The 26129-nt window shown below is 40.3% G+C and carries 21 protein-coding genes; 10 read left to right on the top strand and 11 right to left on the bottom strand.

Annotated features, from left to right (window positions below; translation table 11 throughout):
- Positions 1 to 53 precede the first annotated feature (53 nt).
- A complete protein-coding gene (locus J8L98_RS11885) occupies positions 54 to 2099 on the bottom strand; it encodes a S9 family peptidase (protein ID WP_210996594.1) in 2046 nt (681 codons plus the stop codon).
- Positions 2100 to 2267: 168 nt separating this feature from the next.
- Here J8L98_RS11885 and J8L98_RS11880 point away from each other — a divergent pair, with 168 nt between their 5' ends.
- Together J8L98_RS11880 and J8L98_RS11875 are read left to right on the top strand one after the other, a co-directional pair.
- Positions 2268 to 2783 carry a DUF2975 domain-containing protein gene (locus J8L98_RS11880; protein WP_210996593.1) on the top strand — a complete coding sequence of 172 codons (516 nt, stop codon included), beginning with the start codon at positions 2268 to 2270 and terminating at the stop codon, positions 2781 to 2783.
- A gap of 3 nt (positions 2784 to 2786) precedes the next feature.
- Positions 2787 to 3017, top strand: a complete 231-nt coding sequence (locus tag J8L98_RS11875; protein ID WP_210996592.1) for a helix-turn-helix transcriptional regulator — start codon at positions 2787 to 2789, stop codon at positions 3015 to 3017.
- Positions 3018 to 3591: 574 nt separating this feature from the next.
- On the opposite strand, the gene J8L98_RS11870 is transcribed toward J8L98_RS11875, so the two are convergent.
- The 4 genes from J8L98_RS11870 to J8L98_RS11855 are packed head-to-tail and all read right to left on the bottom strand — an operon-like array spanning position 3592 to position 8116.
- A complete protein-coding gene (locus tag J8L98_RS11870; RefSeq protein WP_210996591.1) occupies positions 3592 to 4797 on the bottom strand; it encodes an FtsX-like permease family protein in 1206 nt (401 codons plus the stop codon).
- Between the two features lie 10 nt (positions 4798 to 4807).
- Positions 4808 to 6124 (bottom strand): ABC transporter permease, encoded by a 1317-nt coding sequence (locus tag J8L98_RS11865; protein WP_210996590.1) that lies wholly within the window; start codon positions 6122 to 6124, stop codon positions 4808 to 4810.
- A 9-nt stretch (positions 6125 to 6133) separates the two neighbouring features.
- Positions 6134 to 6823, bottom strand: a complete 690-nt coding sequence (locus J8L98_RS11860) for an ABC transporter ATP-binding protein (RefSeq protein WP_210996589.1) — start codon at positions 6821 to 6823, stop codon at positions 6134 to 6136.
- Positions 6824 to 6835: 12 nt separating this feature from the next.
- Complete coding sequence (locus J8L98_RS11855) at positions 6836 to 8116, bottom strand: HlyD family efflux transporter periplasmic adaptor subunit (protein ID WP_210996588.1); 1281 nt, start codon at positions 8114 to 8116, stop codon at positions 6836 to 6838.
- 592 nt (positions 8117 to 8708) lie between these two features.
- Here J8L98_RS11855 and J8L98_RS11850 point away from each other — a divergent pair.
- Together J8L98_RS11850 and J8L98_RS11845 are read left to right on the top strand one after the other, a co-directional pair.
- The gene (locus tag J8L98_RS11850; protein ID WP_210996587.1) at positions 8709 to 9068 is read left to right on the top strand and encodes a ribonuclease E inhibitor RraB; all 360 of its coding nucleotides are present in this window, start codon (positions 8709 to 8711) and stop codon (positions 9066 to 9068) included.
- Positions 9069 to 9548: 480 nt separating this feature from the next.
- Positions 9549 to 11543: a metallophosphoesterase gene (locus J8L98_RS11845; protein WP_210996586.1), complete on the top strand. Its 1995-nt coding sequence runs from the start codon at positions 9549 to 9551 to the stop codon at positions 11541 to 11543.
- A 65-nt stretch (positions 11544 to 11608) separates the two neighbouring features.
- Here J8L98_RS11845 and J8L98_RS11840 read toward each other — a convergent pair whose 3' ends face one another.
- Positions 11609 to 12517, bottom strand: coding sequence for a LysR family transcriptional regulator (locus J8L98_RS11840; RefSeq protein WP_210996585.1), 909 nt, complete (start codon positions 12515 to 12517; stop codon positions 11609 to 11611).
- Between the two features lie 171 nt (positions 12518 to 12688).
- Here J8L98_RS11840 and J8L98_RS11835 point away from each other — a divergent pair, with 171 nt between their 5' ends.
- Positions 12689 to 13840 (top strand): alkene reductase, encoded by a 1152-nt coding sequence (locus J8L98_RS11835; protein WP_210996584.1) that lies wholly within the window; start codon positions 12689 to 12691, stop codon positions 13838 to 13840.
- Positions 13841 to 14108: 268 nt separating this feature from the next.
- On the opposite strand, the gene J8L98_RS11830 is transcribed toward J8L98_RS11835, so the two are convergent.
- Positions 14109 to 14516 carry a hypothetical protein gene (locus J8L98_RS11830; RefSeq protein WP_210996583.1) on the bottom strand — a complete coding sequence of 136 codons (408 nt, stop codon included), beginning with the start codon at positions 14514 to 14516 and terminating at the stop codon, positions 14109 to 14111.
- A gap of 201 nt (positions 14517 to 14717) precedes the next feature.
- Between J8L98_RS11830 and J8L98_RS11825 the strand changes: the two genes are divergently transcribed.
- Complete coding sequence (locus J8L98_RS11825; RefSeq protein WP_247682538.1) at positions 14718 to 15221, top strand: DNA topology modulation protein FlaR; 504 nt, start codon at positions 14718 to 14720, stop codon at positions 15219 to 15221.
- A 383-nt stretch (positions 15222 to 15604) separates the two neighbouring features.
- Here J8L98_RS11825 and J8L98_RS11820 read toward each other — a convergent pair whose 3' ends face one another.
- Positions 15605 to 16435, bottom strand: coding sequence for an SGNH/GDSL hydrolase family protein (locus J8L98_RS11820; RefSeq protein ID WP_210996582.1), 831 nt, complete (start codon positions 16433 to 16435; stop codon positions 15605 to 15607).
- A 369-nt stretch (positions 16436 to 16804) separates the two neighbouring features.
- Here J8L98_RS11820 and J8L98_RS11815 point away from each other — a divergent pair, with 369 nt between their 5' ends.
- The 4 genes from J8L98_RS11815 (at position 16805) to J8L98_RS11800 (ending at position 23113) form a co-directional block, all read left to right on the top strand.
- Positions 16805 to 20074, top strand: a complete 3270-nt coding sequence (locus J8L98_RS11815) for a glycosyl hydrolase (RefSeq protein WP_210996581.1) — start codon at positions 16805 to 16807, stop codon at positions 20072 to 20074.
- A 137-nt stretch (positions 20075 to 20211) separates the two neighbouring features.
- Positions 20212 to 22092 carry a TonB-dependent receptor gene (locus J8L98_RS11810; protein ID WP_210996580.1) on the top strand — a complete coding sequence of 627 codons (1881 nt, stop codon included), beginning with the start codon at positions 20212 to 20214 and terminating at the stop codon, positions 22090 to 22092.
- A 9-nt stretch (positions 22093 to 22101) separates the two neighbouring features.
- Complete coding sequence (locus J8L98_RS11805) at positions 22102 to 22629, top strand: PepSY-associated TM helix domain-containing protein (protein ID WP_210996579.1); 528 nt, start codon at positions 22102 to 22104, stop codon at positions 22627 to 22629.
- A gap of 235 nt (positions 22630 to 22864) precedes the next feature.
- Positions 22865 to 23113 carry a GNAT family N-acetyltransferase gene (locus J8L98_RS11800; protein ID WP_348771903.1) on the top strand — a complete coding sequence of 83 codons (249 nt, stop codon included), beginning with the start codon at positions 22865 to 22867 and terminating at the stop codon, positions 23111 to 23113.
- Positions 23114 to 23254: 141 nt separating this feature from the next.
- On the opposite strand, the gene J8L98_RS11795 is transcribed toward J8L98_RS11800, so the two are convergent.
- From J8L98_RS11795 to J8L98_RS11785, 3 genes are all read right to left on the bottom strand, one after another.
- Positions 23255 to 25234 carry a TonB-dependent receptor gene (locus J8L98_RS11795; protein ID WP_210996577.1) on the bottom strand — a complete coding sequence of 660 codons (1980 nt, stop codon included), beginning with the start codon at positions 25232 to 25234 and terminating at the stop codon, positions 23255 to 23257.
- Positions 25235 to 25322: 88 nt separating this feature from the next.
- Positions 25323 to 25694, bottom strand: coding sequence for a hypothetical protein (locus J8L98_RS11790; protein ID WP_210996576.1), 372 nt, complete (start codon positions 25692 to 25694; stop codon positions 25323 to 25325).
- 238 nt (positions 25695 to 25932) lie between these two features.
- Positions 25933 to 26129 (bottom strand): hypothetical protein (locus J8L98_RS11785; RefSeq protein ID WP_210996575.1); only part of this gene is annotated, 197 nt, incomplete at its 5' end.

The raw sequence follows: 26129 nt of genomic DNA, 5'->3' as shown, positions 1-26129 counted from the left end.
AAACAGGCATAATAAGTTATGCCTGTTGTTTGCTTGCCCTTTTTGCTTTTAGATTATAATTTACTTAGGTCAACTTTTAATGTCTTAAGATGGGTTGCAATCTCTGTTGATGTTTCTTTACTGGTTTTTCCACCTAAATGTTTAGCGAAAAATTGCTCCATTGCCATAACATAGGCCAGTTTATTGTCACGCTTAAGAAAGCCATGGCCTTCGTCTTTTGCCAAAATATATTCAACAGGTAAACCTTTTTTATGCATTACACGAGCAATATTGTCAGACTCAAGCTGGGTAACTCTTGGGTCATTTGCACCTTGTACAATAAGTAATGGTGTTTTAATGTTATCAACAAAATTAATGGGCGAGCGGCTATTCATCTGCGCTCGGTCAGCGGTCACTTCAGGGTCACCAACGGCGCTGAAGAACTGCCCTAAGTAAGGGCGATAGTGCGACGGAAAAGACTCAAGTAAGGTAATTAAACTTGAAGGCCCTACGTATGACACGGCGGCTTTGTACATATCAGGCGTAAACGTGATACCTGCTAATGTGGCGTATCCACCATAAGATGCGCCCATAATGCCAACCCGACTTTTGTCTGTGATACCTTGTTTAACCAAGTAATTAACGCCATCAGTTAAGTCATGCTGCATATTACCAAGCCCCCAGTTTTTATTTCCTGCGTTTAGAAATTTTTTACCAAAGCCTGTTGAAGCCCTAAAATTTGGCTGTAACACCGCATAACCTCGGTTGGCTAACAACTGCGCTATCGGGTTGAAATACCCTGAACTTAATGTCCAGTAATCTCGAGCCCAAGGTCCACCATGTGGCAATATAATCGTGGGTAGGTTTTTAAGTTTGTTTTTAGGCAAAGTTAAATAGGCTTGAATGTTCACACCGTCGCGTGATTTATAATTGATTGATTGGCGTTTTGATAAACGTTCAGGGGCAATTGTTGGCTTTTGGTTTAGGAGCGCATGCAGTTTTTGCGTATTCACATCGTAGCTGTAATCACGGTCGGTTTTAATATCACTGCCGACGGTAACTTGCCATTGCCCCGTTTTTTTATTCATTGACTTAACACTAATTTCAACCGTGTCGTTAAAATAGCTGTTGATTTTAGTCCAATGTTGAGCGAACGATTGGCTTAATGGATAAGTACGTAAGTGTCCACCGTAATATGACACGGCTATGGGCTGGTTATCATCATTAAATTCAACTTTATATACGTCTGATTGATTTTCTGGATCTTGATGAAGCGTGGTAAATGACTGTGTTTTAAAATCAAATGATAAGAGTTCCTGCTTGTCTCTTTTTTGAATGTCACCCGTTAAATAGGCTTTATGGTTAGCTTCATCATATTTTAATAAAGTCATGTTTTCGCCAAAAGCGGTGTCAAATACCGCTTGCCATTCATGCTTATTTTTTACATAAAGTGTACTGGTATTGTCGCTGTTGGCGCTAACAGCAATCATTGGAATACCTTGACTGTTAAATGACAGTGAACGAAATCCCTTTTTGTTTTCAAGTACTTTTTTTAGCTTACCGGTTATGACATCTAAATGAAAAATATCTAGCTGACCACTTTGATCTTGATTTGACATCACGATTAGTTGGTTAGGCATATCTTTAACTTGGCCTAACAAAGCGTATGTTGCATCTTTGTTTTGAGTGAGCGGTTTAAGGTGAACTTCTTCTTGAGATTTGTTTTTGCCAAACGTTAAATGATGAATTTGATCCTTTTCATTACCATTTTCATTTTGAATAAAGAATAGGCTGTCGTCATTATTTGACCACTGAAAACTCTTTATGGGATCCTTAGACTGAGTCACTGCGTAAGCGTGTGTCAATGGTTGCCCTTTACGGACAAGAAAAATATTCTGTGCGCCATCGAACTCTTTAAAAAATGCTATCCAATGCCCTGATGGCGACAACTTTATATCGCTCACTAAACTTTTATTAAAAAAGTCCGCCATCGGGATCAACGTTGTATTTACCTGATTTTTAGTAATGTTACCTTCTATGTTGCTGGCATAAACCAGTGGAGTAACGGCCGACGATAAAGCGCCGATGATTAAGCTTGGTAGTAAGTATTTGGTGATCATAATTAGGTTCTCGCTGTTTTTACTCATGCTGAAAGAGTGATAAGTAACTTGTAAGTATAGTTACACGAAAAATAATTATTGTAAAACGATAATTTTATGTTGTTTTGTAATATTTTATTATTGTGTGGTACTATTGCTTTAAGTATTTTGAGGAATAAAGAGCAATAAATGAATGTAAGTATGCAAAAGCTTATGAGAATGAGCGGGTTATTAAGAGTATTAATATTACTGGCAGCAACCACTGTGATTTTTTATCTTGTTTATGGTTACTTTATAGACGATAACGTTTATTTCAATTCTAGTGCATTGTTCTTTGCGCTTTGGGATAACCCGTCAGCGAGTCAATCTTTTCTGCTGGCATCGAAACTGCCATTACTACTTAGCTTTCTTCTTGGTGTTTATTGGTTGCAAAAATTACTGAGTCATTATCAACAAGGGCAATTTTTTGGACCCGATTCAATGCATTGCTACTTATGGTTAGTGTGGTTAAAACTGGCAAGTTTTATACTGGGCATTATTGATACGCTACTGATAGGTAATTACGCGCGACACTTTCAAGACACTGTCAGTATTGAGCTGACGGTTGATTTCAATGAGATCACCACTATTTTGTTGATGCTAGTGATTGTGTATTTACTTAAAGCAGCCAAAGAAATCGAAGCTGAAAATAAAGAGTTTATTTAGCTTATGGAAATTATTGTAAATTTAGATGTGATGATAGCGATTCGAAAAGTGAGCTCTAAAGAGTTAGCGAAAGCCATCGGGATCACCGAAGCTAACTTATCATTACTTAAACGCGGCAAGGTCAAAGGGGTTCGCTTTGAAACATTAGCGGCTATTTGTCACTATTTAGAATGTCAGCCTGGCGACATATTAGCGTTTAGCGCAACTGAGACTAAAGGTGTTACCAAGAGCTAAAGGTGATCCATTGACTGTACTTCACCGTTAGCAGCTATCTCTGTTTACTTTTGCCTGTTAGCTACATCACGGTGCATACCATCTAATAAGCCACATACTGAGGTATGTGGCTTATAGTCTCCCATTCATATCACTCGTTAAAATACGACTTTAACGGGTGATGTTGTTTTGGGGGCAGTAGGATCTGTTGAAACGGGTAACTCATCCCAGCACTGTACATCATTAAATGACTGAACGGCACATGCGCCATTTAATGTATTCGCAACATCAACGTCATTAGATGCGCCAGCGACAGATATGTGCTACAGCAAGCCTAGTAAAGAAGTTAACTGTATAGGTCGTGGGTAGTTTAGTGTATGCACTATTTTTTGGTCAGGAAACAAACTGTGCGAATACGAAATACAATAAGGCTATTATCCTTAACTTTTCATTTGTGAGGTATTGCTAATTCCGTATCTTGGCATAGTAAGAGTACGCTGAATATATTCAAAAAAACTGCACTTACTTCAAAAACTGAATTCTCATTAAAAAAACGCATTCCCCTAGCATAATTAAGGCTGCTAGGGGAGAGAGCTTACGCACCTCTGGTTGTGATTGCGGGAGACACTTTGGCCGCTTGACTAACAGGATAAGCGACTGCGATTTGTCCAAGCAACACAATCGCAATAGCGCCGAACAGTAAAAAGTTTAGCGGGACAGGTGTGATTGCAAGTAGTTCCACAAATTGGTTGTTTAATATGATGGCGGTGAGTATGCCAATAACCACACCTATAGTTGAGATGATGGCATTTTCTAGCATAAAATAACGCACTACTTGAGATTTACTGGCACCAAGCGCACGTCGTGTGCCAATTTGTTTTACTCGTCTGTTAATTGTAAACCTAGCCTGACCTAAGATCCCAAATAGGGTAATGATGGTGAGGCCAATACAGACCGATGTGAGTAATTGGTTGGTTGCTAAGTCTTCTTGATAACTGCGTTTTTTCACTTCACTTAAAGGCTCAATTGTTTCTATGCGTTTATAAGCATGCGTGAGTAAAGCTGCCGGTATCGCTTTTATGACGTAGTCCATTTGATCAGGTTCAACGCGAACTATATAACGTTGGCTATGGTTTGACTCACGTACCGACGAAATTACGGTGTATTCAACAGCACTCCAAGAACTCCATGCATTTTGCAATCGCTCAATGATACCAATCACCTCGTGAGATTGTTTATAGAAGTATATATTTTTACCGAGTATGTCTCGCCAATCATTGGGAGATATTTTTTCAGCCAAGGCTCTGGTTATCAGTATTTTTGCGGGTTTATATATACCATCTCGCTCAGCCGTTTGAATATCAGAAGGGGAGAAGTTTTCACCAGCGACTAAGGTAAGCCCTAACGCATCAATCACGTCCTCGTTTGAGCCAAAGTATCCGCCAAAGGCAACATATTCTTCATCGGGTACGAGTTTAAACTCAATATAAGACCCCCAGCCTTCAAGCGGAAGTGCTGTCATTGGCGCGGCGTTGATGACGCCATGAATATTTTTTAATGCAAGTAAATCGTCTTCTAGTTGATTGACTAAATCACCGTGCTCGTCAGATAAATTAGTAATTACGGTAAGTGTATTTTTAATGTCGACGCCGACAGGGCTTGCGATTAAGTCGTTTCGTTCTGAAATCATATAAATGGCATTGACAAGTACCATGAATGTAACAGCAATTTGAAATGCCAATAAAACAGGGGTCGTTTTTTTCTTTTTAAATGTTTTTACTATGGGTAAAAAATCACGCATGTTCTTTATCCTATAAGCTTTTAAGTTGGCTGGAGGGCTGCATGTAACTTGCTTTGATGATTGGATAAAGGCCAAACACTAAACTCGATATAACCGCCAATAGTACTGTGCCAAGAGTTAGTTGAGAGTTCATTTGCATTAGCCCTGAGTGCAGGTAATGGTATGTGTTGGCTGCGGCAATAAGCCCAAGCTTTGCAAGCAACAATCCCAGTAACCCACCCACGAAACCGATCACTGATAACTCAATTGCAAATTGTTTGACAATATCCTGTTGGCTTGCTCCGACAGCACGACGTAATCCGATTTCACCTGATTTGGCATCAAACTTGGCTATCATGAGGCTCATACAGTTAAGCAAACAGACCAACAGAAATAGGGCTGCTAACCACACGGCCAGTTTACTATCATCGCTTATAATTTCTTCAACTATCAAGTATTGCTTCAATGGTAAAAGTTTATTGAAAATACGACGTGGGAATCTCCCCAAAGATTGCTGCTCTTTAGCATGATTATCTATAAATGTTTGATATTCATCATGGCTTTTCTTATTCGAGAGTTCAACCCAGAAAACGACCCACATACATTCTGATACCAGTAAAGATGCAAAGGACTGATCATCTGGTTCTTTCCAGCAATAATTGTTCATTAACTTTAAAGTCAGCAGTTCATTTTGAATTTGGGTATTGAAGGGAATGAATATACCATTTGGTTTCTTAAACGCTTCATTCTGAAGGGCGTAAAACTTGGGTAAGGGGTTCCAATCGTCTAATACACCAATGACACGATACGTGTCTTTACCGAAATAAAATGTTTTGCCAACCGAGTTTTCACCGTTAAAAAGCCAAGTGTTAGTTTCTTTGGATAGCACGGCAACTTGGGCAGCATCTTTGCCATCTTGTTCGCTCCACCCTGCGCCAAACAAAAAGGGAACTTCAAACATATTGAAGAAGTCGCTGGTAGTTGAGCGAACTTCCAAGCTTCTAGGTTCTATATCTTTGTTATTTATATGGCGGATCTCTTCTTGAATGGCACTCAGTGCAACGTGGTTTTTTGGTATGTCAGATTTTAATAATGCTTGGACGTCTTGATATGAGATAGTGATAGGCAATGTATCGCCATCAGCAAACTCGTAATCCAAACTGTCTAGTTGAACCTGATATAGGTTTGCACTTTTATTTGGGATAGGATCCTGAGACATCATGTAGCTGACAGTATAGGTGGTCATGGTTGCACCAATGCCAATCGCGATCATTATCACCATTAAAAGGCTTAGTAATGGCGTTTTACGCAAGCTGAGCAGGGCGAGCTTGAAGTAATAAGAATACATGTTATGCCCTTACGCGATGGCTTTTTTATTGTGTGTGTAGTCAGATAGGTGACCGTCTTTAATTTGTACTATGCGGTTAGCCTGAGCTGCCTGTTCATTATCATGGGTCACCATGATGATACTTGTGCCAGCTGCATTGATGTCTTTCAGTAAGGACATAATGCCTTCAGCCATTTTAGAGTCTAAATTACCCGTTGGTTCATCTGCGAGAATAACGGAAGGAGTGCCTGCTATAGCGCGAGCAATCGCAACACGCTGTTGTTGACCTCCAGAGAGTTGTGTAGGGTAATGACTCTTTCGTCCCGCTAATCCGACTTGCTCAAGTGCTTGCATAATGCGTTTGTGCCGCTCATCACGGTTAAACTTTCTATAGCGTAAAGGCATGTCAACGTTATCGTAGAGGTTTAGCTCCGGTATGAGATTAAAGCTTTGAAATACAAAACCAATTTTTTCATTTCGATAGGCGGATTTTTTCTTATCGGTAAACTGAGCGACATTCTGCCCATCCAGCTCATATAAACCGTCGGAGTGTTCTTCTAATAACCCTGCAATATTCAAAAAGGTTGTTTTCCCTGAACCTGAAGGACCAATAATACTGACAAATTCGCCTTGTTCTATAGTGAGATCAAATGGGTGAAGTGCTTGCGTTTTTATTGCATCCGTTACAAACGCTTTTGATAAACTCTTCATTTTTAACATTACTATTCCTTTTTATTGTAAAATACGTACGCTTGGTGCGTCTTTGAAAATATCTGAATCAGATATCACCACAGTATCACCTGTTTTTAAGCCAGATATCACTTCTACTTTACCTAGACTACGTGAGCCTATTTTTATGGCGGTTTTAACTGCTGAATTATCGGTTACAACATAAGCAAATTGCCCGTTATAGGTTTTTAAGAACTGACCTCTAGGGAGGTATTGAATATTATGTTTGCGTTCTAGAATAATCCGCGTTGTTAAGCGTTGGTTCTGTCTCAGGCCAGTTAAATTCGAGTCTTTAAAACGTACTTTACCTTGAACACGCCCTTGAGTGATTTCGGGAGATATGGCGACTAATTCACCTTGATACATGCTTTGGTTGAGGGTAATTTCGGCCTCCATGCCTAAGGCGAGGTCATCCGCATAACTTTCAGGGATTTGCACTTCGAGTTCGTATTCAGATAAGTCAACAATACTCAAAAGAGATTGGTTTTTAGCCACCGAGTTTTTTTGTTGTGCATTTAAGTTTCCTACTAGACCAGTCACCGGTGATGTGACCTTTAAACCATCAACCTGACGTTTCAATTCAGTCACTTTGACTTGTTGAGATTGCAACTCTAATTCACGGGTTTTAATTTCAAATTTTTGGCTCTCTTTTACCAATGCAACTTCTTTTACTGCGTGTTCATATTCACGCTTGGCATTTTGTAAATCATCACTGGCTTTTTGATAATCAATGTCACTGATCACTTTATTTTTCATGGCTTCGTTAGCGCGTCGCATTTCTCTTTTGGCTGCATTGAGTGCGACTTGTGCCTGACCAATTTGGTTCTCTTGTTCTAAATTTGACTTCTTTACCTGAATCTTTTCACGTTCAAGTTGGTTTTTTAGTCTAATCAAATTTGCTCGTTGTTGATTATATTCACTCTTTAATTCGGGGCTATCGATGATGGCAACCGTTTGTTGTGACATGACGCTGTCGCCTGCTTCAACTAAGTACGTTACGGTACCTTGTGCGGGGCTGTATAACGTAGGTCGACGCGCCGCAGTGACCTTGCCTTGTACTGAAAGGTCTCTAATAAATAGGCCTTGTTCAACAGTCGCTATATTAAGCTTCTCTTTGTGTACGGCACTTGTGCCTTTTGTCCAATTGATGATTGGCGGAAGTATAAATAGATAAAATAGGGTTGCCGCGATAACGACGCCAAAAACTGGCACAATCAACTTCTTTAGTGAACGGGATTTTTTTATTGTTGTATCTTGCGCACTGGTGTCTGCGATATAACTCATATCGTTTCCTTGCTTCCTTTCATTATTTTGGCAATACAGCTAAAAGTTAAGTATTTGCTTTTTATTATTTTAAAAATATAACAGGGACAAAATACACTTTATTATCTTAAAAGTCACGAATGTTAAATTGGTGTTGGTTGTTTTTGTGTGTTGTAAAATAAAACGAAGCGAATAAAAGGAAGGTGTTTACAATAAAAATAATACTTTTGATTGGATGAGGCCAGTTGACTGTATAAATTGTAAAAACAAGTATATTGCAAGACTCCAGAGTCAAGGCATGCCTAGGTTAACCTTAACACTGTCTATGGAAAGAGGTTGGCGACGCCATTGCGTGTTCGTTCAGTTTAGGTTGACATCAACATCAAATGTGAGCAGCTTTGCCAGGTGAGACTAAAAGCTATAGCTAATTGTCTGATATTATTGTTTTATGTTTAAGTCACGTCAATTTGTTGTTTTAATAAAATGCGCTAAATCGATATACAAGTGGGTTATTGATATCGAAATCTCTAGCAATTTAATCTTGACCAATAATGTAAATGATTATCATATGTGATACCGTGGGTTGCACAGATAGACAAAAGAGATTTCATTAATGATAGAGAAAAACAGTTGGCCGACTGATTCCGACGCAGATGTACTGCGTTTGTTAGAGGAAAGAAACTTTGACTTCAGCGCTGTGCATGACGTTGAGTTTAATATTGACTTTGAGTCTTGGCCATTAAATCAAGGTCAGCGAGCTGCAATTTTAGAACTGTTGCCTAACGCGAGTTTTGTAGACCCTGATGAAGATTCGATTGAAGAAGGAGATGAATCAGGGTATGTCTCGGTGACGGTAAAAAGTAAAGTGACGTATGAGTTTATAATTCAAGAGCAGAAAAGGTTTGATGACCTTTTTTCCCACTTGGGTGGTTTTTGTAACTCATGGGGTGTACTGAGCCCGTGTGGGGCATAGGGATGTAATTGAAAGCAACGCTGGCTTGCGATAAAAGTTAACATTATAACTGTAACGCAACCTGAGAATGTTTATTACTTTGTCTGTTCCCAGTACATAGATGAGGACTATGTTAATCGTAAGGAACCCTCTAAGTTATGATTATATTTTAGATTCTTACTTTTTATGAGGGTTATGCGTTACAATTTCTTTTTCGATTTACTTCAATTGACGTTATATCTAAGGTAAATCTTGCTTGCAAAATTAGAGGCCTTAGTTGTAGTTGATTCTGCACTCTTATCTGCTACTTTAACATACGAACCTACGTCCAATAGAGCGTCAGGCTGCTGTATGAACAGTCGAGGATCTCAGTAAGCGAGTTTGGGCAAAGTGACTCTGAATTCTTTATAATAATAAAGAGTTTGTGGGCTCATTACTTGTACAAGCCGCTATCTGAATATGCTTTAGGCTTGATTAAAACGGGACATCATAGTCTTGCAGATGGAGTTTGATAAATTGCTAAAAAAATTAATTTGGATCGCATTCTATGTTTTAGTTGGATGTTCTTCAACTGTGCCCCACATAACCTTAGAGAGTGTACCTGTTTTCGAGGAAGAGTCGGACGCATTGGAAGAAAATCGCAAAACAATTGATGGTATAAAAGTATTGTTGATTGCAGACAACCAAAAAGCGCTAGTGACTGCGGAACCCATTCTAGAGCAAGGAAATATTGTAGAGAAAATTGCTAACACAGCACATCGCAAACCGGCTTTAGATGCGTTCTCACTAGATGTGCTAAGTTACATCTCCAAAAAGGATAAGTTTGACTTTATTCTTCATGGTGGCGATATATTGAACAACTCTTGCACTTGGGAATTTAAACAAGTTGAAAAAACACTAAATAACTCAGGAGTTCCTTGGTTCGTTGCACCTGGTAATCATGATGGCTATTACCTTGGGATCACGTCACCGATTTCAATTTCGAAACGAATTTATTGGCCCGGTAATGGTCCACTTGATGAAAGAGCTGGCTGGGCTCAAGCATGCGTTGATGTAAAAACGAAAACAGATGAGTTTGGCCGAGTAACCTTTAGTAATTATGCTACATACCAAACTTATGTCGCCGACAAAGTTTCCTTTATTGGGCTTTATCTCGATGCCATAGGTGTTAATTCTGCGATACATAAACGAGATCTAACAGTTGATATCGAAGAAATTTCAAATAATTTGGGATATGAAGGTTATTCTGTAAACTGTGTTGACTTTGAGAAATCAACAGGTGCCTTACATAAAGGATATATGAGCAATGTTTGCTGGACAAAGCATGAAAACAATGATGATTTCATAAACTCGTTAAAAACGGACAACATAAAAGAGGGTTGGACGACTATATTGAGCGATGACGATAGCCAATGGGAAGAGCGTTTTCCTTGGCGAAATTTTTTGGTTCAAAAACTAAAAGCTAAGTTTGGAAATAAATCAGTGGATATTATTATAGTTGATACCGCTTCTTATTCGCCAGGACATGCTTTGAAGCCTTCAGGCTGGATGATGGATCTAAAGAGTTATGGCGCAGCTGATAATGCACATATCTCTATACCTCAGTGGAAAGTTATTAAAGGCCTCATAACGAAAGAAAACGATACGATTATTTTAGGACATCATCCATTAGTAGACTTTGATATTGAGTCATATCAAAGAATTCAGGAGCTATTTACTGACTATCAAACTGTCCGTTATATATCTGGAGACACACATAATGGTTACGAAGTTAAGTTCCGTATAGATGGTTCTGCGGGAGACTATACCGTGCGAGAAACTAATCTAGGATCTACTATAGATGCACCTATCGAATATGCGGTAGCCGGTTATTCAGAAGGGGAACTATTGACAAAACGATATTCATTAACCCCAATGAAAAACATCTTAGAGCCAGCTGCTCTTAGTGTATATAAACGTTCTAAAAAACCAAATACCTCTAAGCATTATGCAGAATTTGATGATGATTTGTGGACTGATGTTTGCTCAATTAAATTTGGAAAATATCGGAAAACTGATCGATCAAGCGACCCTTTTAATTCTGGCGTAAATTCTTCACCTTTAACCAATTACACACTAGAAGATGTTCATTTTCTAAAAGCTTGGATGTCGGGATCCAGTAGCTTTTTTATTGAGATGTACGTTTATAAGATTAATAGACTTATTTCTCTCATAGAAATTTATTCTAAACTGCATTCATATTCGGGCATACCAAAACCTGCGACAATTGTTGCGAAGGAGAGAAAAGTTGAAAACACTTTGGTTAAATTAAAATCTAAAAATCATAATTATTTAGATGGGATTTCAAAAGAGGATTGGTATTTTGGTATGGAAGAGTTAACTGAGTTGACTCTTATGTACGAGAAAAATCTACCATCAAACAAAAAAGCACAGGATTTCAAACTATGCAGTGCAATTTATGAAGCAGAAAACGAATATCGTACCAACTCATTATAGACGAGGTTGTTACCCTATGAACGATAGGTTTAAGGCTTAAATTATTTACCCATGTCGGTATATGCTTACTCTATAGTGCGAGGTTGATTAATGACCAAGCGTAACTGTTCGATAAGCCATTGGTGGATTTTACTTTGGCTACTACGAGGATGCCATGCAACAATGACTTCAAAGGGTGGTGGCAGAGCCTCTACTTCCAATATTGATACCTTGTTGTTTGGCAGTAATCTTGATGGAAAAAAAGCGATTAAATCCGTCGCATATAATAAATCAGGCACGGATGAAAAGTTGGGCACAGACATGATGATGTTTCTTTTTAGTCCAAGATTAGCAAACCATTGATCGTGCGAACCTTTTAGATTTGCCCTCGATGGTGAGACTACTAATTGGGGTTGCTTCGCGATATCGGCTATGCTCAGGGTGTTTTGGTTCAACGACGACTGCCTGCTTGCCACACATAAATGTTGCTCTGCGAATAACAATTCATAAGGTAAATTATCAGGGATAAAGTCAGGAAAGCTGATCAGTAAATCCAACTGTCCCGAACTCATTAATTCAACCACGTTGTCACTTGCAAAGTCTTGCACAATGAGTTTTAAACTTGGCGCTTGTGCCCTAACAATACTTAACACTTCAGGTAATAAAGCTTGAGTAGCGTAGTCGGTTGCACTGATAGAAAATACGCCTTGATAGGTTGCAGGCTCAAAATGCTCTGGCTTAACAATGTCCTCGAGCTGAACCAGCACCTCTGCTATCGGGGCTTCTAATGCGAGTGCCCTGGGTGTGGGTACCATTTTATTACCTTGGCGAACAAATAGGCGGTCGTCCAGAATGTCCCTTAGCTTCTTTAACTGTTCACTGATCGCTTGTTGGGTTAACCCAACCTTCTGTGCCACTTTACTCAAATTTTGTAGCGCGAGTAGCTCACTTAAAATGCGTAATTGCTTTATTTCTAATTTATGTAAACCACTCATATTTGTTGCCTATACAAACAAACCTTGTTTCTATTTGTATCTTAGCGCAGCTAAGCTAGCGGCTCAAATTAAATTGGCTGTGTTACAGCGTGTTTTATCGCGCTTTGGCAGTATTAAAAAATTGGTCTAAGTAAGATGTTACGCAGGCTGAGTAGATAAGTAGGAATAGGCATGTTAAAAGAAAATATTGACACCCAAGCTCTTTTTGAACGCACCACTTTGGGCCCGTACGAGTTGAAAAATCACATTGTAATGCCGCCATTAACGCGTTCAAGAAGCTCTCAGCCGGGTAATATTCCAAATAAATTGATGGCTGAGTACTACGCGCAGCGAGCGGGAGCGGGTTTTATGGTAACTGAAGGCACACAAGTAGAACCTAGAGGGCAAGGTTACGCTTGGACGCCAGGTATTCATTCACCAGAGCAAGTGGAAGGCTGGAAACTAGTAACTGATGCAGTACACAAAAATGGGGGGATTATTTTTGCACAACTGTGGCATGTAGGTCGCGTATCTCATACAAGTTTACAACCTGACAATGGTAAGCCTGTTGCACCATCGGCCATGGCTGCCGATGCCGTTAAGGTTTTTGTTGAAACAGCGCCAGGTGAGGGGGATTTGGCCAACCCCAGCGAGCCTCGCGCGTTGCAAACCTCCGAAGTAAAAGATTTAGTGAACATGTATGCAGCTGCGGCACAAAATGCACTGAATGCGGGCTTTGATGGCGTTGAGTTACATTGTGCCAATGGTTATCTGATTAATCAGTTTATTTCTGAACATACAAATCAACGTACGGATGAATATGGTGGCTCGCTTGAAAATCGTTTAAGATTTTTAAAAGAAGTCGTTGCGGCTGTCAGTCAGGTGGTTGGCGCGAGCCGAGTAGGGGTTCGCTTTGCGCCGCTATTTGAAAGTACCACTGAGCAGCGGGTATATTTAGGATTGGTTGAACCAGATCCGTTAAAGACCTACACCGCTGCAATTAGATTATTAGAAGAGGCCGGATTGGCATATTTATCGATTGCCGAAGCTGATTGGGAAAATGCCCCTGATTTACCGGTGGCGTTCTATCAGACCGCCCGTCAGCTATTTTCAGGCAAGATCATTTACGCAGGTAAATATACGGTTGAAAAAGCACTAAGAATATTACATGAAGGCTATGGCGACCTTTTTGCATTTGGACGACCATTTATCGCTAACCCAGACTTACCTGAACGGATAAAAAACAATTGGCCAATGAATCAAGTGGATCCTACTACTATGTATGGCGGTTCAGAGGCGGGTTACAGTGATTACCCGACTTATCATCAGGATAAAAGTGCATAGAGGCCAATATGAGAGGCTAAAGCCAGCTTGTAGGGTTACAACGTACGCGCATGCGACAATAAAATCACAGGAAAGCTTATAGATGTAGCGCCTTCCTGTGGTGAATGCTAGTTGTTTTTAAGCAGAACTTGCCCACTAAGCGCGTTTGTGTGAATGGTATTGTGAACGGTAATCTTGCCATTCACAATAACCGTATGAACACCCTTTGAAATAGCATCCCAATGTTGGTAATCGGCCTCACCTTGAAATGTATTTGGGTCGAATATGGTTATATCTGCGGAAAACCAAGTTTGATTTTACCTCTATTATCCAGCCCAAGTATGTTCGCCGTCAGCGTTGTGCTGCGGTTTAGATACTCTGTTAAAGTGAGCCATTTTTTCTCTTTAACATATTGGTGATACTTCTGTGCAAATGATGCGAACTTCCTCGGATGCCCATTCGTACCATCTGAGGAAGTGACGACCCATGGTTGGGTCATAAATGCAGTTAAGTCTGACTCAGCCATATTGAATGACGCAACACGTACATCTCCTTGCTGCACTAACTGTATGGCTGCATCGAACGGTGACATGGCAAGCATATTGGCAACCTCAGCGAGGGTTTTACCAACATACACAACCGAGGATAACCAGTATGTTACAAGTATGAGTATTGTTTGCGTGATTTTAATGTTCATATGTCACCTTATGTTTGTCTTATTATTGTACATGTACAGGGGAAATTGACGCATTCTAATAACAGAGTCGGTTATAGCTTTTGGTTATGTTCGAAGTTAAAAAAGCCGGCGGGTTGAACGTCAATACAATACGGAATAGTAGGTTACAGCTGATAGCAGACATGTAATTCGAATATCAATGTTAAGATAGAGGGAGTCGTTTTGCAGTATCGTAAAATTCATATTATTGGTGGCCCAGGCAGCGGAAAAACGTTTAGTGCTGCGAAACTTCAACAGGTAACAGGCTTGAATGGGTTTGATCTGGATAGCGTCTTTTGGGAGAAAAATGAATTTGCTTATGTTCGTTCAAGCGAGCATGCAAGAACAGAAAAGCTAAATCATATATTATCCCACGATAATTGGATCGTTGAAGGCGTTTATTACAAATGGTTAGCAAGCTTATTTCGTGACGCTGATCTCATTGTTATTTTAAATCCCCCCACGCTTTTAAGGCAATGGCGTATATTCAAACGCTTTTTGAAACGAAAGTTTGTGTTGGGTCACTATCAAAAAGAATCGCTAGCCTCATTTCTGCAAATGTTTTGGTGGAATCAAGGATTTGACCAAGACAATATGGTTCGTATCTTAGACTTTATCCATGAATATGAGGATAAAATAATTTACTGTAAAAATTATAATGAAATATGGCGTGAATTAAGTAAATGAAGAGAGGTTGATGGCGCGCTTGTTTTGAGCTGCTCCTTTTCTATTGGTTAGATTCAACGCGTATTTAGAGTTACGAACCCTATTTATAAATGCTGATAATACGGAAAAAGGTCAGGGTGTAGGATTTATAGCCAAAGCAGGCTATGAATCAGTCACACTTTATAACTGATAGGACATGTAATGTTTACCGAAAAGAGCGATTCTATTGAGGTAAAAGATCTAGAAAATGAATCTAAGATTGTGCCTTTAGAGCGATGTTGAGAAAAACAAATAGACCGCGATTCTACGAGGGTTGGCCCAAAATACTGTGCATTGCTTTGATGTACTTTGATGGTTTATGCATAATGGGTAACCCTCGTCCAATGTAATATGGATAGAAAGGTCTATTTCCTTTTTTCTTTACGATGTTTCTTAATCGCTTTTGCAATTCGCTTTGCAGCCCTTTGCATTGTTTTTCTATTGGGGTGTAAACCGTCCGCCATTGGTTCAAAGCCTTGCCAAACATCTAAAAATATTGCGTTTGGTACTTCTGCTCGTAACCTGCTTAACCTTAGATCAGAGAAAACCTCATAATTATCTTTACTGATGATCCATGGCCAGTTGAAACGACCTCGTACTGTTTCCCAATCAATTGCTTCATAGGTTGGCGCTTTCGAAAAAATAGGTGTGATACCGGCAGCCAAGGCTCGGTTAGCCACGCTTACAAAGGTATCGATGTATGACTCCATTTGTTCTAAGGTACATTCGCTCGTTTGTGCCATAGGAATGCCAAATGCATCGGGATGATTACAATCATTACCACGAATAATCACAATATATTCAGCAGCAACCTCTCCTGAAAATGAAGTTACGCGGCTTAAAGCTTTACTAAACTGTTTTTCATAGCCTTCCCAACCTGGACCGACACATTCTGGTCCAGGAAAACAAGTTAATCTGTCAAATGTTGTTGCACCTGCTTGGCCTTCGTTAATTACATGACCCGATAGCCTGCGTTCTCTGATAAGGGCGTTGCCTAAAGATAGGTAGCGACCAGAGTTTATGGCAATACCATTAAGTGGTGCCTGAAGATCGTTGTAATACGGCATGTTAGCGTTTGCAAATGAAGCACCAATAATTAGCAGAGGGGCTTCTTCAGATTTAGTTTGAGCTTGAGAATGAGTTGTGAGGGATATGAATGTTCCCCATAAAAGTGCTTTAATCGTTTTAGTGTACATATCAAGTCCTTGTTGTTGTTTTTTTAAAACCAGTAAAACCATAGCAGATCATATTGGCGAAGTAATTACGATTTTATTGCACTCGCTTAAAATATGATATGTGGGGTAAATTACGCATGATGTTAGTATATTTACTTTCTTGTTCCGTCGTTGGACAGGAAAGATAGCGACATTATTTTTGTACTGAGCTCACTATTGATACATTCTAGTGGTGAAACATAAAAAGGAGGGAATGCATCAATTACATATATTGTTACAATATCTCATTAAACTCTGTTTTTTGTAATTTGAGCGATTTTTTACACTGTTTAGACGTATGTTAGGGTAATGTTTCTATTGGAAACAATAAAAACAACTTTTGGTGTGAAAATGAAAACTCTCCTAAAAACAGCGTTAGCTGTGTCATTAGCGCTGGCTGCCTCTAACGCGCTGGCAGCAAAGTCTGATGAAGAACAATCAATTTTTAGTAGCAAAACCTTCGAAGCAATGAAACTGCGTAATATTGGGCCTGCTTATATGTCAGGGCGAATAGCAGATATTGCGGTGGATCAAAATAACCCATCAACGTGGTACTCAGCTGTTGGTTCGGGCGGTGTTTGGAAAACCACAAATGCAGGGACGACTTGGACGCCTATTTTTGACAAACAAGCAGTATATTCAACAGGTGATGTGACGATTGACCCAAGCAACTCCAATATTATTTGGGTGGGTACAGGTGAAAATAATGGCGGTCGTCATATTAGTTTTGGTGATGGCGTTTATAAATCTGAAGATGGCGGAAAAACATGGAAAAATATGGGCTTGAAAGAGTCTGAACGCATTTCAGATATTATCATTCACCCAACAGATTCAAAAACAGTTTGGGTTTCAGCTCAAGGCCCACTTTGGAGTAGTGGCGGCGAACGTGGGTTATATAAAACCACAGATGGTGGAGAAACCTGGAAACAAGTACTAACACCAGAAAATGAATGGACTGGGGTCACTTCGTTATTAATTGACCCGCGAAACCCGAAAAAATTGTATGCAGCAACCTGGTCTCGGCAAAGAACAGTTGCTACCTATGTTGGAACAGGTGAAGGATCAGGTATTCACACATCCGATGACGGTGGTGAGACTTGGACTGAGCTGAAAACAGGTTTACCAACGGGCAATATGGGTAAAATTGGTATGGCAATTTCTCCTATAAATCCTGATGTTCTTTACGCGACAATTGAGACAGATAACCGTAAAGGGGGGTTTTACCGCTCACAAAACCGAGGGGCAAGTTGGACTAAAGTATCTGATGAAGTAGGTGGTGGTACTGGGCCACACTATTATCAAGAAATTTTTGCAGACCCACACCACTTCGATCGAGTTTATATTGCCAGTAATTACAGCAAAGTTTCTAACGATGGTGGCAAAACTTGGATACCAATCAATACAAAGCGCAAACACGTAGATGATCATGCCTTTGCTTTTCACCCCACTGACCCTGATTTTGTTTTAATTGGCTCTGATGGCGGTATTTATATGTCGCATGACCGCATGGACAACTGGCGCTTTATGGCGAATTTGCCGTTGACTCAATTCTATAAAGTAGCGCCTGATGATGCTGAACCTTTCTATACGGTATACGCAGGTGCGCAAGATAACTCAACACAAGGCGGCCCTTCTCGTACCACGCGTAAAGAAGGTATTAAAAACAAAGATTGGTTTTTAACCTTAGGTGGCGATGGCCATCAACCAGCTGTAGAGCCTGGCAACCCTAACATTATGTATTCTCAGTGGCAGCAAGGTAACTTGACGCGACATGACTTGAAAACCAGAGAAGGCGTATACATTAAACCTCAACCTCGTCCAGGCGAGCCGGCTGAACGTTTCAATTGGGATGCGCCAATTAATGTTTCAAGTCATGATGCCAAGCGTCTTTATTTTGCATCACAAAGGGTATGGCGTTCGGATGATCGAGGCGACAGTTGGGAACCAATATCAGGTGACTTAACTAAAAATGGTAATCGAATGCATATGCCTGTGATGGGGAGAACGTGGTCAGTCGAAGCTGGTTGGGATATTTATGCGATGTCTGAATACCATACCATTGCTAATTTCACGGAAAGCCCCGTTGATGAAAAGGTTTTATGGGCAGGCACTGATGATGGTCTTATTCAAGTGACAAAAAATGCAGGAAAGAGCTGGAAAAAAATTGATCTTAGTACTATTGATGGTATTCCTGACACCGCATATGTAAATGACATTCGAGCCGATTTATTTGATTCTAACACTGTGTATGTCGCACTTGATAATCATAAATATGGAGACTTCAAACCTTACTTAATCAAGTCAACTAATTTAGGAAAAAGCTGGCAATCACTCGCAAGTACTTTACCTGAAAAACATTTGGTTTGGCGCATAGTTCAAGATCATGTAAACAAAAACCTGATGTTCATTGGTACTGAGTTTGGTATTTTCTTTACTGTTGATGGTGGTCAGAAATGGACTGAATTAGACGGTGGGATCCCGACCATTGCAACGCGTGATGTAAAAATACAACGCCGTGAAAATGATTTAGTAGCGGGTACATTTGGTCGTGGTATTTATATTCTTGATGATTATGCACCACTGCGCGCATTAACAGAAAAGTCGATGGAGCAAGATGCACTTCTCATGGCTCCTAGTCGCCCCGTTAAGTGGTTTCAGTTAGATACGAATCATACGAATACGGATGGGGATGATCGTTTTGCAGCGAAAAATCCAGAGCATGGCGCAACTTTAACCTACTTCTTGAAAGAAAGCTTATTAACCATTAAAGAGGCCCGTCAAAAGGTCGAAAAAGACATGGTTAAAGCGCAGGATTATCCAAAATATCCAGCTTGGGAAGATATAGAAAAAGAGAATCAAGAAGCTAAGCCGGTCGTATACCTTGAAATTCGAGATGCAGCGGGCAAGTTTGTGAACCGAGTTATGGGTAAAAATACCAAAGGTCTACATCGTGTAACTTGGGATATGACGTATGCAACAGGCAAAGCAGTAACGGGAGTTGAATCATCAGGTTGGAGCCCATTTAATGCTGGCTTAATGGCAATTCCTGGAATATATACGGCGACTTTGCATAAACGCGTTAATGGGGCTGTTTCACAACTTGCTGAGGCGGTAGAATTTGAGCTAAAACCGATTACTGATAGTGCGTTACCTACAGCTAATCAAGAGGTACTTAAGTTCGGCAAAGAAATAGCGGTAGCGCAAAAGCGGATCACTGCTGTGAATGCTGTACTAAGTGAATTGAATAAGACAATGCAGACGTTGCGTACGGCGATAGATCGTACGCCAAACAATATTGCCTCATTGGAATCACGTTATGCGCAGGCTCAAACAGAAATTAATGCGATTAATCTTGAACTTAATGGGTTGAATGCGCGAGATAGAATGGGCACTAAGCCTGCTAATATTTCGAGTCGTTTAGGCTATGCTATGACAGCAGATTGGTCTTCTTATGGGCCAACAAAGCAGCATAAAGAGCAGTTTTCATATGCAATTAAACGTTTAGACAATGTAAGTACGCGTATTAAACGTTTGCAAGAAACGACCATACCTGAGCTTCAGAAGTCAGTTATTGACGCGGGTGGTCCATGGAGTAAGGGCGCACCATTAATCACTAAGTAATATGCAATAATGAGCGACACTGTCATTGTTACAGTGTCGCTTACCTTTTAACGGGGTTTGAGAGTAGACAAGATCACAGTGTAATTTCATTACCAAATCATTATTTAATAACCAGCTAATAAAGCAGTATCTCTACAATGAAAACCATAAGTTCTTTTATATTGATGTCGGCTCCTTTGCTCGTCTATGCGCAAGGTAGTGAGCTTGAAGTCATTGAGATTTTAGTGCCCAAACAACCTTTGGTCATCGCCGGAACAGAGCACGCCATGTCATACATAGATGATAGGTCTACCTATACCTTAAATCGCACCATTGCTGATCAGCTATCGACACTGGTGGGCGTTAATCTAAGTGGACAAGGAGGCCAATTCCAAAGCTATTCTATTCGTGGCTTTAGTCGAGGGCGAATAAGAACTGAAATAGACGGTATTCCTATTATTACTGACAGACGTGCAGGTAACTCGGCTTCTTTTATTGCACCACAGCTATTCAGTACAGGCAGGGTTATTAAAGGGCCGAGTTCCGCTTTATATGGTTCTCAAGCGTTGGGGGGCGTAGTGAGCCTGAGTACTGAGTCGCTGGATAAAACCGTGTTAAGGATATCTGGACAAAGTGTTGACCAAGGAATAAGCGTGGCGGTAAATCATCAAGATAATAACTTTACGTCAGCTTTCGCTTATCAGCAGGCTAATGATGCCGAAGCTGTTAATGGTGACGTGTTAAACACTGAGTTTGAACGTGTGTCAGGACTGTTAAGGTACAAACATCAGTTCGATGGGTATACAACGACGGCTTCTTGGTTGCCAAGCATTGGCAAGAATATTGGCAAAAGTAATATCAAGTATCCAATTCGACAAGTCAGTAGTTACCCGCAAGAACAACATTCATTGGCACAGCTTCAAGTAAGTGCTGATGATAAGTGGTCAGTTAAACTTTTTCATCACTATCAAAACTGGGATAGCGAAACACACAGGTTTGATCAGTACGATGGGTTGACGCAATATCAAAGCCACACACTTGGTGGCCAGTGGCTACATCAGATCAGACTCAAAGAGCAAGAAAGTTACTGGGGTATTGACTGGCTATCACGTAAAGGGGTAAAAATTACCAGTGATTACCATCTTCATAGTGAGAAAGAGGACATAAGTTACAGCTTGATCAGTAATGAGATGACGGGCAAAGAAGATAACTTTGCTCTGTATGGCAAAACACAATGGCACTGGAAGGATGTGCAACTTGCTCTGGGGTTAAGGTATGATTGGTTGATGCAACACAGTCAGCAAGCTGAACGTTCTGTTGATAATCACTTTAATGCATCACTGAGCATCGAGCTCCCTTTGTCTGATACGTTCAAGGCCGGATTAGATATTGGCAACGGTTTTCGCTATCCAACGCTGACGGAGCGATTTTTTTATGGTAAAACGCCTAGAGGTGTTATTGCTGGTGAACAAACATTAAGGCCTGAAACCAGCGTTGGTACTCAACTGTTTGTGACTTGGTATCCACTAGAGCATATTAGCGTCCACACCGCATTATACCACTATGAATTAAACAATTATATTGAGCGTTACACGCTTAATGATGTCCAACTGAGCTATCGGAACTTAGGTAGAGCACAGGTTTATGGGTTTGAGAGTGAGTTGCGGTGGTATCAAAGTGATAGCATAGAGCATGAAGTAAGTTACCAGCAGCAAGTTGGCGAAGATGACTCAGGGCAAGTATTAGCTGATTTACACCCTAGAAAGTTAAGTTGGAGAGCACGCCTTACTTTCGAACGGTGGTCATTAACAAATTCTTATAGCTACTATTTAGAGGTTAACCAAGTTGGTAACTCTGAGCAGGTACGAAATAGCTTTACAGTATGGGATTTATCTTTAGAGCATCAATTGAATGTACATCACAGTGTGAGTTTAAGTGTGAATAATATAACCAATGAAGAATATTATGCGAGTTTAGATGAAGATGCTGCATTTCAACCTAAACGAAGTTTCAAGTTATCAACCAGCTGGCAGTTTTAAAGAAGCGCAATGAGTGTATATAAAACCAATAGAAGCATTCACAAATGGGCGAGTATTGTTATTTCATTACCGCTGCTTGTGGTATTAGTCACCGGTATTTTGCTACTGGTCAAAAAAGAGTTTAGCTTTATTCAACCCCCGACGGCTAAGGGGGAGTTTACGGTGCCAACAATGACATTTGAGCAAATACTGACGGTGGCTAAATCAGTAGAGAGTGCCAATATAACTGATTGGGATGATATTCGCAGACTAGATGTTCGGCCGAGTAAAGGTATAACGAAAATACGTAGTCACAATAGTGTAGAGATTCAAGTTGATAGCACGACCGGTAAGGTACTTCACATAGCACAACGTAACTCAGAGTTAATCGAGTCAATTCATGATGGTACTTTCTTCGAGAAAAATGCCAACATCTGGCTCATGCTGCCAGTTTCTTTAGTTGTTCTTATTATTTCAATAACCGGCATTATTTTATTTATTCAACCGTATAGGAAAAAGAAAAAAAGAAAACTGGACAGGCGGTTTAAAGATGAATAAATACCCTAACAGCAAAAAAGTGATGAGTGCTCTGAGTAAATATGATGGCTTCGTTGTGTTTATTTAGTCACATAGGTTGCAGGTCGACTGTGTTGGATAAATTATATGCTTTGGCTTATAAAACAAGTAGTGAAATAATCAAAGGATCTAGGTGTAAACATGGACATTCGCGAAGCGAGTCTTAAAAATTTATCAAATATTGCTCGATTGCATGCACAGAGTTGGCGTGAAACTTATGGTGATGTATTGCCAGCAGTTAGGTACTAAATTGCTGATAGCGGCAGCGTCATGGGCCTTTGTAAATTATAAAAATGATGGTTTGTATCTTGAGGTACTCGCATGTAATGAGCAGGCAATTCGGCTTTACAAGTACCATGGTGGACAAAATATTGACTATGGGTACTGGCACACCCCTTGTGGAAATAAAGTGAAAGAGTTTATTTATGGCTGGGAGTCACCGAGTGCATTGGCTAATTTAGGTTAAAGGTCATAATATTGCGAATAGTGAAATGACCATTGAGCACTGCAATCTACGTTTGGCATAAGGCGGTTTAAATACGAGTTAAAATGAGATAGACACAGGAAAAATGTATTCTATGTCTATCTTTTGTGATTCACATTGGGTTTAACCTCCAAACTGAATACGAACACCTGCATTGACCGTAAAACCATCATTTCTTGACCAAATATCGGTTGTCCATCGGCCACTCGGTGATTGCTTAGGTAATATCAGCGTGTCTTCTTTGGTTTGCCTGATGTTTAGTAAGTTTTCGGCATTAATAAACCAGCTAATGTGACCAAGGGTGATTTGGCCTAACAAGCCTAAATGCCAGTACGCGTCGCTTTTGTCCCGATAAGGGTTGCCTTCTAAGTGCTGGGTTCCTGTATAGTAAGCTTCAAACCCAAGTAAATGACTACCGTGTTCTTCCCACATAACAACTAACCCCGCAGAGTGAGCCGGTGTGAGTGCTAAGGTGGTACGCTCAAAGGCAGTTTGCCCTTGTTTGCTTGCATCTGTGTATAAATAGCTGCCGGTAAATTTAATATCTCTCCAACGATAGCGCAGCAACAGTTCAGCTCCACGAATTTCACTTTGACCAATCGCATTAATAATACGAACTTGCTTTTGAGCATTTTTTTGAGCTTGCTCTATGGTGTGCAGCTCGGTTGCGTCTTCGATATCAGAAGCGAATAAGGTCACACTGGTTTCGATATTATCAAGGATATAGCTTATATCGAGTGAAGCGGTAGAGGCCCGCTCCTCATTAAGGCCTTCAAATGAAGCGAGCCGAGATAATCCGGCATCTTCAATGTCTTCGATAAATGGGGTAGGGGCAAAAAAGCCTTGCCCGTATGAGCCTCGGAATAGCCAATTTTCAGGGCTGTACAGCACTGAAATACGGGGGCTTACTTGGGTGCCATATTCATTATGCCAATCGGTGCGTGCACTCAATGATATCGCTGTATCTGGGTTAATATCATAGTCAAGTTGTGAAAATAACCCAGGGACTTCGTAGTGGTAGTCAAACTCTGGATACGCAATAGAATTGAATTTGTCAGCTTGATACGCAACTCCGATAACCCAAGCGGTTGCATCGTGATACCCTGATAGACTTGATTCTATTAAATAGCTCTCGTGCGTGTCGTCATCTAATGCTTGACCGAATTCATGCTGGTGTTCTTGACGAGTAAGGGAACCACGCATATTCATATTAAGAGCATCATCCAGCGGCTTATCAAACACAAAACCACTATCTACTCTGAGGGTGTCTTGTGTTTGCAAGAAGAAGTTTCCATCAGGTACGGTTGCATTAGGCAATGTGCCACCTTCTCGCTGCTCTGTCATTGCTCCAAACGTAAGGTATAAATTGGCGCCACTGTCACCATACCAATATAATCGAGGGCGCACACTGGCCCTTTTATACCCAGCTAGGTCTATCCAGCCATCATCGTCAAGGTCTTGTTCTTGCTGGTGATGCAACCCTGCTGTGACCGATGCACTCAGTGAATCAGTTAATGGAGATGCAAAATAAGATGTAACGTCTTGGCCATTTTTAGAGGTTGCATTTAGAAGTACTTCACCTTCAAACTTGTCAGAGGGCGTTCGCGAAATCAGATTGATTACTCCACCAAGTGCAGAGCCGCCATACAGGGAAGACGCAGAGCCTTTAATGATCTCTACATTTGCGAGGTCTGTCGGAGGAATTTGTAGCAAACCAATAGAGGCGGTTTGGCCGCCGTACAAGGGTAGCCCATCGCTCAGTAGTTGAGTGTATCTACCGAATAACCCTTGTAGCCGAATGTTGGCACTACCGAGTGCAGGCGAGGTATTTTGTACTCTTACGCCTCCTGTTTCGGCCACCAACATAGAAATATTCCCTGGCCGCATCAGTGCTTTCTCTTGAATTTCTTCACCATTAATGATTTCGGTGCGAGTGGCTGACTCTGTAACAATACGACCTAACCGAGAGGCTGTTACTTGAATTTTCTCTATATTTTTTTGCTCATGTTTATGGTGTTCATGTTCATTATGCTGCTCACTGGCGTAAGTAAGCGAAGGTATTAGCAACACTACTGTTGCCAATTTGGTATATTTAGGAAGCATTTTTGACCTCAAAGAACGCTAAAAATTGTGTGCAATGCACTGATTTATATTATTTTTAACTTTTAAAAGAATAAGCGGTGCTCATCTCTTATGAGATTACAATTGGCGGTCGAAAAAGTGATTTCACTATGGGAGTGGGGCGTTGAGTATTATGAGGAAAGATTGAGTGCGATGAAGCAGTACACTCAGCGCCAGCTTCTTCATGAGGCAAATATAGGGTAGTTGTACATGTATTGGCTGGGCAAATACATTCAGCTTCACAACATTCAACGTCACAGCAATCATCGCTTGAACTGTTTGTTGTGGCTAAATTATCAGCAGCAATGCTGGCGGTATCAATCACCGAATGAGGGTCCATTGATACATTCATTGTTACAGAAATGCTATACGCTGCAGCTTGCCCAAAAAAGGCAATCATCATTATAAAAATAACCAGTATTTTTGAAAATGGTTGAAGCATAAAGGTCTCAATAAATAGTCCGAGGCTAGTCTAAAGAATTTCTTTCACTATGTGAATGTTTAATCGTAGTTTTTTGCTAAAAAGCTGGTGGTGAGTTGACGTGTTATTACATTGAAGGGCTTTACTTTGGTTGCGTATGGAACAGGTGATATAGGGTATAGATGGTTGTTCCGCTGCTTCTGTTTAAGTTTTTTACCGAGGGCTGATACGGATTGTTCATAGTTGTATTAACAATGGCTTAAGAGCGGTTTTGTACTCGTTGAGCTGATGTAAGAAAAGAAATTTCATATACATTTAAATTTTTTCTAAACTTTTTCAGAAAATACTGGATAAGGTCTTTATATAAAAATAAACAATAATGTTTTTGAAGGAAGTTTTTAAGTATGGGTGCAGTGATCTCAGGTAACGGACTCGGATTATTTAACAGTTCAGCAG

Source organism: Pseudoalteromonas sp. MMG013, from assembly GCF_018100885.1.
Classification (GTDB): Bacteria; Pseudomonadota; Gammaproteobacteria; order Enterobacterales; family Alteromonadaceae; genus Pseudoalteromonas; species Pseudoalteromonas aurantia.
The sequence above is the reverse complement of the archived record's forward strand: the minus strand, read 5'-3'. Positions and strand labels throughout refer to the sequence as shown.